General features: G+C 36.0%; 10 protein-coding genes and 1 pseudogene. 5 read left to right on the top strand and 6 right to left on the bottom strand.

Going from position 1 to position 12,523, the window contains the following annotated elements; genetic code table 11:
* The first annotated feature begins 81 nt into the window (after positions 1–81).
* From ACJ5H0_RS10205 to sucC, 3 genes and pseudogenes are all read left to right on the top strand, one after another.
* Positions 82–468 carry a DUF423 domain-containing protein gene (locus ACJ5H0_RS10205; RefSeq protein ID WP_411249325.1) on the top strand — a complete coding sequence of 129 codons (387 nt, stop codon included), beginning with the start codon at positions 82–84 and terminating at the stop codon, positions 466–468.
* Between the two features lie 5 nt (positions 469–473).
* Positions 474–1,753: pseudogene (locus ACJ5H0_RS10200) on the top strand (chloride channel protein).
* 130 nt (positions 1,754–1,883) lie between these two features.
* Positions 1,884–3,074, top strand: coding sequence for an ADP-forming succinate--CoA ligase subunit beta (gene sucC / locus ACJ5H0_RS10195; RefSeq protein ID WP_076390839.1), 1,191 nt, complete (start codon positions 1,884–1,886; stop codon positions 3,072–3,074).
* Positions 3,075–3,129: 55 nt separating this feature from the next.
* On the opposite strand, the gene ACJ5H0_RS10190 is transcribed toward sucC, so the two are convergent.
* Positions 3,130–4,023, bottom strand: coding sequence for a mechanosensitive ion channel family protein (locus tag ACJ5H0_RS10190; RefSeq protein WP_172280425.1), 894 nt, complete (start codon positions 4,021–4,023; stop codon positions 3,130–3,132).
* Between the two features lie 97 nt (positions 4,024–4,120).
* Here ACJ5H0_RS10190 and ACJ5H0_RS10185 point away from each other — a divergent pair, with 97 nt between their 5' ends.
* Positions 4,121–4,756, top strand: coding sequence for a peroxiredoxin (locus tag ACJ5H0_RS10185; protein ID WP_172280423.1), 636 nt, complete (start codon positions 4,121–4,123; stop codon positions 4,754–4,756).
* A gap of 102 nt (positions 4,757–4,858) precedes the next feature.
* Here ACJ5H0_RS10185 and ACJ5H0_RS10180 read toward each other — a convergent pair whose 3' ends face one another.
* The 3 genes from ACJ5H0_RS10180 to ACJ5H0_RS10170 all read right to left on the bottom strand — a co-directional run bounded on the left by ACJ5H0_RS10180 (position 4,859) and on the right by ACJ5H0_RS10170 (position 8,420).
* The gene (locus ACJ5H0_RS10180; protein WP_172280422.1) at positions 4,859–5,452 is read right to left on the bottom strand and encodes a hypothetical protein; all 594 of its coding nucleotides are present in this window, start codon (positions 5,450–5,452) and stop codon (positions 4,859–4,861) included.
* Between the two features lie 161 nt (positions 5,453–5,613).
* Entirely contained in the window at positions 5,614–6,129 is a 516-nt protein-coding gene (locus tag ACJ5H0_RS10175; RefSeq protein WP_411249322.1) for a hypothetical protein, read from the bottom strand.
* A 98-nt stretch (positions 6,130–6,227) separates the two neighbouring features.
* Positions 6,228–8,420, bottom strand: a complete 2,193-nt coding sequence (locus tag ACJ5H0_RS10170) for a TonB-dependent siderophore receptor (protein WP_411249321.1) — start codon at positions 8,418–8,420, stop codon at positions 6,228–6,230.
* A 181-nt stretch (positions 8,421–8,601) separates the two neighbouring features.
* Between ACJ5H0_RS10170 and ACJ5H0_RS10165 the strand changes: the two genes are divergently transcribed.
* Positions 8,602–9,657, top strand: a complete 1,056-nt coding sequence (locus tag ACJ5H0_RS10165) for a Gfo/Idh/MocA family oxidoreductase (RefSeq protein ID WP_411249319.1) — start codon at positions 8,602–8,604, stop codon at positions 9,655–9,657.
* Positions 9,658–9,762: 105 nt separating this feature from the next.
* Here the strand turns inward: ACJ5H0_RS10165 and ACJ5H0_RS10160 are convergent, their stop codons facing one another.
* Positions 9,763–11,655 (bottom strand): ABC-F family ATP-binding cassette domain-containing protein, encoded by a 1,893-nt coding sequence (locus ACJ5H0_RS10160; RefSeq protein ID WP_411249317.1) that lies wholly within the window; start codon positions 11,653–11,655, stop codon positions 9,763–9,765.
* Between the two features lie 113 nt (positions 11,656–11,768).
* Positions 11,769–12,491 carry an SIP domain-containing protein gene (locus ACJ5H0_RS10155; protein WP_411249315.1) on the bottom strand — a complete coding sequence of 241 codons (723 nt, stop codon included), beginning with the start codon at positions 12,489–12,491 and terminating at the stop codon, positions 11,769–11,771.
* Positions 12,492–12,523: the final 32 nt, after the last annotated feature.

The following is a 12,523-nucleotide window of genomic DNA, read 5'->3' as shown; positions in this document are numbered from 1 at the left end:
GGAGCTTTGTCTTTGGTGTTTAAAATTTTAAACTATAAATAAGACAGATTAATTGAAGATCTGATCTCATAAATTGATATAATGAAAACAATTACTTTAGTATTTGGTGCCGTTTATGGCATGTTATCGGTTATTTTAGGTGCGTTCGGTGCGCACGCTTTAAAGAAAATATTGTCAGTTGAAAGGCTGGAAAGTTTTGAAACAGGAGTAAGATATCACATGTATGCTGCTTTCTTTCTGTTGATCATTGGATTCATTTTGAAATTTGAAACCTCTTCAGAAAAATGGGTTTCTATTTTGATGATTGCAGGAACAATGCTGTTTTCATTTAGTATATACTTCCTGAGTTTGCAGGACTATTTGGGAGCTAACCTGAAATTCCTGGGACCGATTACTCCACTTGGAGGCCTGTTAATGATCCTTAGCTGGGGAATGCTTATTCTTTATTTTGCTAAAAATAGGATCTAAACGCAATGAAAATCAACAGAAGGCGAAGGTTAATCAGAACATTTAATCTTTTAGATCAGCCCATTAGATTTAATCCATTTGTATTCAGCCGGACATTTTTTTATGTGGGCTTTTACCGGATTGGTAGGTGGAGTCATTGCCGGACTGTATTGGATTGTATTGGAATATTTTACTGACTTTTTAGCTCAGTATCAAGGTTGGATGGTGATTCCAACAATGGCTGTTTGCGGATTATTAGCCGGTCTTGTTATTCACTTCATCGGTGATCCGGGTGAAATTCATCTGATTGTTAATAATATCAGATTTAATAAAGGAAAGCTCGATCCTAAAAATAACCCCTCCATGATCTTGTCGTCGCTTTTTTGTGTCGCTTCAGGAGGTAGTTTAGGGCCTGAAGCTCCCCTGGTTCAGGTAACAGGATCTACAGGAACCTGGCTAGGGAAGATTTTCAGATTGAAGGGCGAGGAGTTGAGATCTTTAAGTATTGCAGGGATGGCATCCGGTTTCACTGCATTATTTGGTGCACCACTCGGTGGAAGTCTTTTTTTCACTTGAAATTTTACATCATAAGCATGCCGTTGAATATTATAAAGCAATAATTCCTGCATTGGTCGCAAGCTGTTTCAGCTATGTAATGTTTGCATTGATTATTCATCTCGGGATAGGTGCTACATGGAACCTGAAAGCGTATCACTATTCCGGAGTTTACGATTTTATGTATGCCTGTATGTTTGCTGTTGTTGCAACATTTGTAGGATGGTTGTTTATTTTTGTAGTTAAGTTTTTCAAAAAAGTCTTCGAGTACAGAAACTTTCCCATCTATGTAAAAACATTAGTAGGTGGAATTGTTTTGGGTATTATTGCGTTTTACTTTCCCATCACCAGATACTTCGGGCACCATGAAGTTAATGAGCTGATCGGAGGGGATTTTTCTCTGAATTTTTTACTTTTAATTCTGGTCTTTAAAATATTAGCGATAGCAATCACAGTGACTTCGGGCTGGAGAGGAGGGTTTATTATCCCTTTGTTTTTTGTGGGAACTACTTTGGGGCTGATCATACATCATCTTTTTCCATCAGTAGATACCACACTGGCAATTGTAAGCTGTATGGCTGCAATTAACGCTTGTGTAACCAGGACGCCTATGAGTACAACTATTATTCTCGGGACTTTAACAGGATTTACTTATTTTGTTCCGATACTTTTTGCGAGCTTAACAGGATATTTCCTGGCTCCGAAAATCCCTTTTATAGGATCTCAATCAGAAAAAATAACCGAAGAATAAAGAAAATATCAGGACCTGTTAAAAATCAAGGTGCTTACCATTTAATTTTTGGACTTAGAATCTTGAACTTCCATGTCTTTTTAGTAAATTTGTCAACCTTTATAATTTAAAATAAAATAATAAAAATAATATGAATCTTCACGAGTATCAATCAAAAGAGATTTTATCAAAGTATGGAGTAGCTATCCAACGTGGTTTCGTTGCAAACAACGTAGATGAAGCTGTAGCTGCTGCTGAAAAACTAACTGCTGAAACTGGCGCTCAAGGGTGGGTAGTAAAAGCTCAGATCCACGCAGGGGGTCGTGGTAAAGGTGGTGGTGTAAAGTTCTCTCCAAACATGGATAAGCTTAAAGAAAACGCTCAGAACATCATCGGAATGCAGTTGGTAACTCCACAAACTTCTGCTGAGGGTAAAAAAGTAAATTCTGTTTTGGTTGCAGAGGATGTATATTATCCGGGTGAAACAGAAACTAAAGAATTCTATGTTTCTATTTTATTAGACAGAGCTGAAGGTAAAAATACAATCGTATATTCTACTGAAGGTGGTATGGATATCGAACATGTTGCTGAAGTAACACCTCATTTGATTCACAAAGAAATCATTGATCCTGCTTTAGGTCTTCAAGGTTTCCAGGCTAGAAAGATTGCTTTCAACTTAGGTCTTGAAGGAAATGCTTTCAAAGAATTTGTAAAATTCATCGGTTCTCTTTACAACGCATATACAGGAATTGATGCTTCTCTTTTCGAAATCAACCCTGTTTTAAAAACTTCTGATAATAAAATTATCGCAGTAGATGCTAAAGTAACTTTGGATGACAACTCATTGTTCCGTCACAAAGATTTAGCTGAGCTAAGAGATACCAGAGAAGAAGATCCAATGGATGTTGAAGCTGGTGAAGCTGGTCTTAACTTCGTAAAATTAGATGGTAACGTTGCTTGTATGGTAAACGGTGCGGGTCTTGCGATGGCGACTATGGATATCATTAAATTATCAGGTGGTAATCCTGCTAACTTCCTTGACGTTGGAGGAACTGCTGATGCTCAGAGAGTACAGACTGCTTTCGGAATTATCTTAAGAGATCCGAACGTAAAAGCAATCTTAATCAATATCTTCGGAGGTATCGTAAGATGTGATAGAGTAGCTCAGGGTGTTGTAGATGCTTACAAAGCGATGGGAAGCTTACCAGTTCCATTGATCGTGAGATTACAGGGAACCAATGCAGTTGAAGCTAAGAAATTAATTGACGAGTCTGGTCTTCCGGTACACTCTGCAATTACTTTAGAGGAAGCTGCTAACAAAGTAAAAGAAGTATTAGCATAAGCTAGCTACTTATTATAAAAATTAAAACCGCTTGAAAAAGCGGTTTTTTTATTTTCTATTTGTCCTGATTTGATGTAGGACTGCTATTGCTTTCTCCTCCTCCTGTAATATTGATGCTGGTCGGGGTTACTAACAGGATGTTATCCGAATCAAGACGTTGCTTGATCTTCATATATGCATCACTCTTTACGCGGGTAATGTTGGCTCCAATGGTCATCCAGAATTTAGCCTGTAAATTGAATATCCCTTGTTTAAGATCGGTAAATACAACCTCGGCAGTATCCAGTTTGTCTACATATTCTAATCCTTTTATTACTTCCAGAATTCCCATTTGCGCCTTGTTGATATCTTCATCAGCCGGAATTTCAAAATTCAGGATTATTCTTCTCTGCGGAGAAGCAGTGATATTTGAAAAAGGAGAATTAAAAATGACCTGATTGGGAATATAAACCTTTTTACCGTCATCGGTTATAATCTTTGTTGTCAGAAAACCAATTTCCTGTACTGTCCCTGAGTTATTCCCGATAGATACATAATCACCTACTTTAAAGGCTTTATCGATTCCGATAAGCATTCCTGAAAATATACTGGACACCAGATCCTTTAAAGCAACCCCGGCGATAACCCCCGCAACTCCCAGACTTCCGATGAATTTCCATAGAAAACTGCTGAAACCCATTATTTCTAATGCAATAAAACTACCCATTAGCATAATGATAAACCGGAATACGGCCAGTAAAGTTACCAATGAACTTTCTTTTTCACTTTTAGGAAATAATTTATGAAAGAGCTTTACGGCAAGTTTACTTAAATATTTACTTGAAAATAAGAAGAAAGAAAAAACCAGTATGCCCACAATCAATTTAGGGGTCAGTTCTGCAAATTTTAAATACCAGCTTTGTAGAACTCTGTAGACCACTTCAACATAGCTTAAACCAATTTTCTCCATGTATTAATTTTTTTTAATTTAATATGTAATTTTTCATCAAAAATTTTGCCAGTTTCAAAAAGTCTACTAAATTTGTAGACTAATAAACGATAATGTTATGTCAATCAAACTAGGAGATACCGCACCCAATTTTCAGGCAGAAACTACTGCCGGTGATCTTGACTTTTATAATTATCTGGGAGATTCCTGGGGGATTTTATTCTCGCATCCTGCAGATTATACTCCGGTTTGCACTACGGAGCTTGGCTTTACATCAAAGCTAAAGTCCGAATTTGAGGCAAGGAAAACCAAAGTAATTGCATTGAGTGTAGATGGAGTAGAAGACCATCAGAACTGGATCCGGGATATTAATGAAACTCAAAATACGGATGTGCAATTTCCTATTATTGCAGATAAAGACAGGAAAATTTCGGAATTGTATGATTTCATCCATCCTAATGCTTCGGCAACTGCAACCGTACGCTCTTTGCTTATCATTGATCCGGATAAAAAAGTACGTTTGATTATAACTTATCCTGCTTCTACGGGAAGGAATTTTAATGAAATTATAAGGGTTCTCGACTCTCTTCAATTGGTGGATTCCCATAAAGTGGCTACCCCTGTAAACTGGAAAAATGGAGAAGATGTCATTATTCCACCGTCTATATCAACAGAAGAAGCTCGGGAAATTTTTCCTAAAGGCGTTACAGAAATAAAGCCGTATTTAAGATATACGCCTCAACCGAATACATGATTTATTTGATTTTTTATAGTTTAGTTTTAATTTGTACGAAAAGCGCCTCGAAATTATTCGAGGCGCTTTTATCTTTTTTAAGAAAAATAATTTTCTTAACGACTAGTTTTTAACGTCGTTTATGATTTGTTTTCCTTTAGATGTAGGTAAGAAAATACTAAATCCTACGTTGAAGGTAAGGGTAGAAGTTAAACCGTTTTTACCGAAACCTGCAACACCATTGTATTTAACAAGTCCTTCAACACCGATGTTAGGTGTAATGAAGTAAGAGTATCCCGGACCTGCACCGAAATCTAACCCAGTGGTAGAGTTTCCTCCTTCGGTAGACGTTCCTCCAATACCAACGTTACCTTCGAAGAACCAACGTCCGTGATGTAAAAGATTATCTATACCTTTTTCACCTGGTGATACATAGTAACGACCTAAAGCTCCTACCTTGTACACAAAGTTTGTAGGTGATCCTTTTGCAACTTTGTTAAATCCTAAATCAACATATCCTCCAAGTGCTACGTTATCTTCAATGAAATAAGCCGCTTTCGGTTGTAAAGAGATGTTATATCCTCCTCCCGTATTAAGACCAAAATTACTAGCTACAATACTACTACCAACCATCCAGTTACCTTTTTGAATCTGAGCATTGGCTGTTGTTGTTAATCCTGCTACCGCTACTATTCCTGCTAAAATTAGTTTTTTCATAATTTATAATTTTAATAATTAATGCTTATTTATTCTATGGGTGGTGAAAATCAATAAATGTGCCATAGTACTCATTTTTAGCTAATTTTACTAAAATAATGTTAAATTAAGAAAAATGAAAATCAAATTAATTTCCTTGTTTTATTGAATAAAATATAATTTTAGACAAGAAGTAATATAATGGAAACAACCAGTCCTAGAGCAGTAAAAAGCATTCCGCGTTTAAATGCTTTTGTTTTTGGATTAAACATCCAGAAGCTTGAGATTACAAAGAAGAATAGGGCAATTCCAAAAAAAGTGTTAAGAGGTGATAGTGTCTCTTTTGACTGGGATTTATGAAGTTTTGTCATTTTATCCAGGACAAATGGCAGCTCTTTTTTTACGTACTTTGCCTGCCCGGTTACCAGGTTATAGGCTCCCTGTTTGAAATATGCGATGTTTCCGATTCTATTTTCGATTTCTAGGTTTTTAATTTTTAATTCTTTTCCCAATTCCTTTTCAGAAAGGTTTTTAGCTACAATTTTGTCGTAATTTTTCTCCTTTTTTAAAAAGTCTGTATCCCTGTAAACCAGCAATACACCGCTTATTGCATAAACAGCCATAATTCCCGCAAGGAAATATCCTAAGTAACGATGCGTGATCCTCATGAAACTTCTGGTATCTTTTATTTTATCCATATTTTATTGTTTTGCTTTTATTTTTTTTAAATTTCAAAAGTGGAAACTGCAAAAATGCAGTTCCCACTTTTATTGAAAGAATTTTTATATTAAGAATTCTAGAGTCTGTAAGTCAACGTAAAATAATAGTTTCTAGGTGTGATAGGATTCACTGAATAATTCTCATGAACATTGTAGTTTATGACATCAAACAGGTTGCCGACTTTACCCTGGATAGAGAACTTATTCCAACTGTAACCGACACTTATATCAACCGTTGTGAATCCGTTAATATCAATCATTCTTGTTTGCTGTAATTGCCCTTTTACATCATTCCAGCCTGCTTGTCTTTTTCCGGTATAGAATGCTGTAGCTCCTAGCTTCAGGCCTTTTGCAAAATCCGTGAAGGTATAAAAAATAGACGCATTTGCTGTAAGGGCAGGAGTTCTTACCAATCTTTGATCTTCAACAAATCCGTTATCTGGAGTTTTTGTATACACAGTATTATTGTAAGAAATACCTCCTATTAAAGACAGATATTTTGTTGGGTTTCCTGTGATATCCAATTCAACACCCCTACTCCTTATATTGCCGGCATATACTTTATATAATGCCACCTTATTATCTGCAAGATATGGAGATGTGTAAGCATCCCTGTTATTTATTTGATAAGCTGTTAGGTTTACAGCGATAGCATTGTTCCATAAATTTTTCTTAACCCCTACTTCGTATTGATCAATTGTTGATGCTTTTAAAGATTGATTGTTTACATCAAACCCTGAATTAGGTGAGAATGAATTAGTATACGTTGCAAAAACAGATAAATTATCATTAGGATTATAGATTAATCCTACTTTTGGCGATAAGGCATGAGCTTGTAAACCGCTGTTTACTGTAGGCGTTTCTGTTCCTTTTAAGAAATCTTTTACTTCTGTATCTTCATTTTTTAAATAAGACCATCTTATTCCTGCCAATACTTTAAACTCTTTGCTAAGGCTGATCAAGTCTTGTGCATAAAGACCAAATCTTTTCGTTGCTATTCTGTTTCTTGATGATCTATAAGTTTCAGGCATAACACCTTCATTAGACCATGTGGAAGAATTATTTAAATATAATGTTCCATAGTTAATGCTGGTAGGATTAGTAAAGTTGTAAGCATAAGTATCAGCTAAACCATAGTCTCCATCTGCTCCAAATAGAACCTTATTGATAATATTTCCGGTTTTAAATTCTCCATTTAGGTTAACTTGTAATGAAGTGTAATTTTGTTCAGTATAATTTCTTCCCAAAGTTCTGTTCCAGGATGGGTCAAAATTTCCTTTTGCGGATTCATACTGCCATTGAATTCTTTCTGTTGAAAAATAATCTTTTGTATAATTCTGGTAGGAAGCAACTGCATTTAGACTCCATTTACTGTTCAATTGATGGTTTAAAACAACGTCTGTAGTGGCTTGTTGGTTGGTTTGATATTGCCAGTTGGCACCTAAAAAACTCCTGCGGTCAACTTCAGTAGCTAACCTGGATATTCCAGTGGTTTTATCAGTAACACTTCCAATTCCAAAATCAGGAGTGAAATTATGATATAAATAATCACCCTCTACAATTAGTTGTGTGTTTTCACTCAAATTAAAAACAAAAGACGGGTTGAAATAATGCTTTTTAGATTCTACCATATCTCTGAAACTTTCGGCATATTCATAAGTTCCATTGACTCTGAAAGCTACCTTTTGGCTTAAAGGTCCATAAATGTCAAATACAGGTTTATAAGAATTCCAGCTTCCACCGTTTAATCCGACAGATCCACCAAATTCAAATCTTGGTTTTTTAGTTATAAGGTTTACAATTCCACCTGGCCCTACATTACCATATAACATAGCATTTGCACCTTTTAAAACTTCAACTCTTTCAAGTCCACTTACTTCAGGGAAAACTCCACTGTTTACTCTTGCTCCATTTTTGAAGATATTATCATTTCCAAATATAAAACCTCTTCCTCCAAAGCTATCCTGAGACCCTCCTCTTGCAGATGTCAAATAAATACCATTCACATTTTTAATAACATCACTTAGCTGCTTTGCTTGTTGCTGCTCAATAATTTCATGAGTTACAATAGCTATGGGCTGAGGATTTTCCATTACTGTCAGGTTTGATTTTGTAGATAATGTTCTTGCCTGGTTAGGATTTCCTGTTTTATGAAGATTGATGTCCTCAATGGTTTGAATTCTGATGGTATCTGCTTCAGCATTTTTCATCTGTGAACTCACTGAAACAGCAGTAAATAGAAGACCTAAAGAAAGTAATTGTCTTTTCATTTTATTTTTATATAGAACAGTTTTAAATAAGCCGCAAATGTAAGTATTTGTTTAGAATAGATAAAAATAGTTTTATGATTTTGATCATATTTTCCGACTTGGTGAGATGGATTATTTCTATAGTTCCTTTAGATCGGGGAATAGAGAAGTTTTTATGAATATATTTGTTAAAAATTATAATATGCAATTGGTAAAAGCAGGGCTTTGTGCCTTTGGAATGAGTGGAAAAGTTTTCCATGCACCCTTTTTGAAGGAGCATCCGGGATTTTTTATTGCTGCTGTGGTTGAAAGAAGTAAAGAAGAGTCTAAGGATAAATATCCGGAAGCAACCATTTACCGTTCTGTGGAAGAAATGCTTCAGCATGCAGATGTAGAGCTGATCATTATCAATACACCGGTTCAGACACATTATGAATATGCCAAAAAAGCATTGGAAGCGGGTAAGAACATTATTGTGGAAAAACCTTTTACCGTAAATGTTTCTGAAGCGGAAGAACTGGTACAACTGGCTGAAGAAAAAGGACTGTTTCTTAGTGTATACCAAAACCGAAGATTCGACCGGGATTTTTTACAGGTTCAAAAAATTCTGGATGAAGGAAAATTAGGAAACATTAAAGAGGTTGAGATCCGTTTTGACCGGTTCCGGACTACACCCAGCGGAAAACAACATAAAGAAAGCCCCGATCAATTGGGAGCCGGGTCACTTCATGATTTAGGATCTCATTTGGTAGATCAGGCTGTACAATATTTTGGATATCCTGAAAAACTTTTTGCAGATGTATTTTCTATGAAAGGAGCGACGTTTGCCAACGATTATTTTGAGATTCTGTTATTTTATAAAGACGCTTTGAGAGTAAGGCTTAAATCTTCTGTTTTTAGTAAAGAAGGTCATTATGCCTATACCATTCATGGAGACCGGGGAACTTTCCTGCAGGAGAGAACCGATAATCAGGAAAATGAATTGGTAGCAGGCGCTACCCCCACATACGGAAAAGACTGGACACAGCCTTTGAAAGAAGCGGATGGAATTTTAAACTTTTTGAATGATCGTTCAGAAACAGAAAGAGTGCTTATCTCAAGTGAAGCTGGAAATTATATGAATTACTATCAGCAGATTTACGAACATATCGTGTTTGGATATGCATTGCCATCTCCTGGAAAAGAAATCATTCAGAATATGAAAATCATTGATGCTTCTTTAGAAAGTGCAAAAGAAGAAAAAGTAATTAAACTATAAAGATCAATTATGAATGAGTTCAGAGTTTATGGTTGATATTCTTTAATACTAAAATTATCCTATTCTCTAACTCTTTGAACTCATTCATAACTCATCGTTTCTATTTTAAAGGAGCTCCTGAAGTTCCAGCCATCTCATTTCATGGTTTTCAAGTTTTTCTGAAACCGTTTCCAACTCTGAAGAAAGCTTAGCTATTTTCTCATAATCTACTTCATTGTTAAGTTTGTCCAGAATTTTGGAGCGCTGTTCTTCAAGTTCAGGCATTTCTTTTTCAATCGTGTCAAGTTCTCTCTGTTCTTTGAAACTTAATTTTCGTTTCGTACTGGAAGGTGGTGTATTTTCCAATACAGGAACAGTTTCCTTAACCGGCTCAGTCTTTACAGCAGTATTTTTTTCTAATGCTTCTTCGCGACTTCTGGCTTCCCTGTATTCTGAGAAGGTCCCTACAAAATCTCTGATTTTTCCATGGCCTTCAAAAGCCAAAACATGATCTACAATTCTATCCATGAAATATCTGTCGTGGGAAACTATAATCAAAGATCCCTGGAACTGTTGAAGGAAGTTTTCAAGGACTGTTAATGTTGGAAGATCAAGATCATTCGTAGGCTCATCAAAAATCAAAAAATTAGGATTCTGATACAGGATATACATCAGGTGCAATCTTCTTTTTTCCCCACCGGATAATTTTGAAATGGGAGAATATTGCGTTTGATCATCAAATAAAAACAACCTTAAAAACTGGGATGCCGAAAGACTTTTTCCGTTGGCTAAAGGATAGAACTCGGCAATTTCTTTAATAAAGTCAATGACTCTCTCATCTTCTTTGTAAGTGAGCCCTTTTTGCGAAAAATAACCAAAAGAAATGGTTTCCCCTGTTTCTATTTCTCCTTTATCTGCTTTTTCAAGCCCCTGGATAATATTTAAAAGAGTAGATTTTCCCGCTCCGTTTTTACCTACGATTCCAACTTTCTCCCCACGTTGGAAAGAATAACTAAAATCTTTTAGTAAAACCTTCTCACCAAAACTTTTATCTATATTCTTTAATTCTAGAATTTTATTCCCAAGGCGTTTCATTTCAAAATCCAATTCCAGACCTTGTTTTGAAGTGTCTGTTTTTGCTACTTTTTCAGTTTCGTAAAAGGCATCAATTCTGCTTTTAGATTTCGTGGTTCTTGCCTTAGGCTGTCTTCGCATCCACTCCAGCTCTTTTCTGTAAAGATTATTAGCCTTGTCAATGGTAGCATTAAGATTATCCTCTCTGATCATCTTATTTTCCAGATAGGTAGCATAAGAACCATTATGGAAATAAAGGTTTCCGTCTTCCATCTCCCAGATAATACCGCAGACACTATCAAGGAAATAACGGTCGTGGGTTACGAGCAGTAAAGTAATCTTGGCTTTATTAAGATAGTTTTCAAGCCACTCTACCATTTCCACATCCAAATGGTTGGTTGGCTCGTCCATTATCAGTAATGTATGACGATGTTCTGCCCTGGTTTCCGTTAAAAGCTTGGCCAGTGCAACGCGCTTGATCTGCCCTCCGGAAAGGGTTCCCATCCTGGCTTCAAGATTTGTGATCTTAAGCTGGGAAAGGATTTGTTTCATCTCATTTTCCAGATCCCAGGCTTTATGGGCCTCCATATCCGCAAGAGCCTTTTCGATAAAATCAAGGTCCGTTGAGTGGAGTGACTGATGATAATTTTTAAGCGCTGTGATAGGAGCTGAATCAAGGGTCATCATGAATTCCTCAATGGTAAGTTTCGGATCATAATCAATTTCCTGGTCAAATAAAACAACCTGTATATCTTTATTGATAATTACATTTCCACTATCTGCAATTTCTTTTCCCATAAGGATCTTGAGCAGGGTAGATTTTCCACTTCCGTTTTTAGCAACAATGGCTATTTTGTCTCCTTCATTAATATTGAAAGAAATATTTTTGAATAAAACTTTTAGTCCGTATGATTTGGTAAGGTTTTCAGCAGCAACGTAATTCATTTCTATAAAGATTTCGTAGCGCGAAAATACGAAATATTGAAGGTTTTACCGGATAAAATATTTTCTTTGGTTTTTTGAATGAAGTAAAGGGCTGACAGATTTTGTTTGCTAATTTATAATCCTTTTTTACCTTCGATCCAATAAGCCTGTGATCTTACATTGGTGGAATGAACACCTTTTTCTTTCAGATATCTGCGTAAAAAGGACATCGTTTTTCCGTTTCCTGTCAAATAAAACGTGACTTCTTGGTTTTCAATGGCTTTTCGCTCTTCGTGGAGAAATTCATTGATTTGATTTAATATTGCCATCCAGTTGTTTTTAGAAGTATAGTAGCCGTATAAATCAAGTTTTTCGAGGCTTAAAGGATCTTCAAGCTCATGCAGGCAAACAAAGGATTTAGAAGTTTTTTCTGCGGCCTCCCGGATGGCAATTGAACTTCCCAGGGAAGTCTCATCTCCGATTGAAAAATGAATTTTAGCCTCATGATCAAAGAATCTTTTTCCACGGGGTATAATCATTTTAATAGAATCCCCGGCTGTCAGTTGGTTGATGAAGTGACATCCTGCAGCTTGGGTGTCATGTACATGGAAAAGGATATCAAAACTTCCTTTTTCTTTATCAAAATGAAAAGGGGAATAGTTTCTGAAATCCCGGTCATTGATACGGAACCCTACCGCATATGCAGGTTCAAAGTAAACATCTGAGAGGTCGGTTTCAAAAGTTATCTGTTTAAGATCATCTGAAATATAGGTAGTTCTTGTAACGGTACAATCTTTAAATTTTGATGGTAATAGATTTTCAACAGCGTCGTTGATCCATTTTGGTAAACTAGACATAATGATATTTTATTGCAAAGGAAGCTGCAAAT

This window comes from Chryseobacterium proteolyticum, from assembly GCF_046591535.1.
GTDB lineage: Bacteria > Bacteroidota > Bacteroidia > Flavobacteriales > Weeksellaceae > Chryseobacterium > Chryseobacterium proteolyticum.
The sequence above is the reverse complement of the archived record's forward strand: the minus strand, read 5'-3'. Positions and strand labels throughout refer to the sequence as shown.

Excerpts from the sequence above, each read along its gene's own strand:
- ACJ5H0_RS10205 (WP_411249325.1), top strand. The coding sequence starts at position 82 with ATGAAAACAATTACTTTAGTATTTGGTGCCGTTTATGGCATGTTATCG.
- sucC (WP_076390839.1), top strand. The coding sequence starts at position 1,884 with ATGAATCTTCACGAGTATCAATCAAAAGAGATTTTATCAAAGTATGGA.
- ACJ5H0_RS10190 (WP_172280425.1), bottom strand. The coding sequence starts at position 4,023 with ATGGAGAAAATTGGTTTAAGCTATGTTGAAGTGGTCTACAGAGTTCTA.
- ACJ5H0_RS10185 (WP_172280423.1), top strand. The coding sequence starts at position 4,121 with ATGTCAATCAAACTAGGAGATACCGCACCCAATTTTCAGGCAGAAACT.
- ACJ5H0_RS10180 (WP_172280422.1), bottom strand. The coding sequence starts at position 5,452 with ATGAAAAAACTAATTTTAGCAGGAATAGTAGCGGTAGCAGGATTAACA.
- ACJ5H0_RS10175 (WP_411249322.1), bottom strand. The coding sequence starts at position 6,129 with ATGGATAAAATAAAAGATACCAGAAGTTTCATGAGGATCACGCATCGT.
- ACJ5H0_RS10170 (WP_411249321.1), bottom strand. The coding sequence starts at position 8,420 with ATGAAAAGACAATTACTTTCTTTAGGTCTTCTATTTACTGCTGTTTCA.
- ACJ5H0_RS10165 (WP_411249319.1), top strand. The coding sequence starts at position 8,602 with ATGCAATTGGTAAAAGCAGGGCTTTGTGCCTTTGGAATGAGTGGAAAA.
- ACJ5H0_RS10160 (WP_411249317.1), bottom strand. The coding sequence starts at position 11,655 with ATGAATTACGTTGCTGCTGAAAACCTTACCAAATCATACGGACTAAAA.
- ACJ5H0_RS10155 (WP_411249315.1), bottom strand. The coding sequence starts at position 12,491 with ATGTCTAGTTTACCAAAATGGATCAACGACGCTGTTGAAAATCTATTA.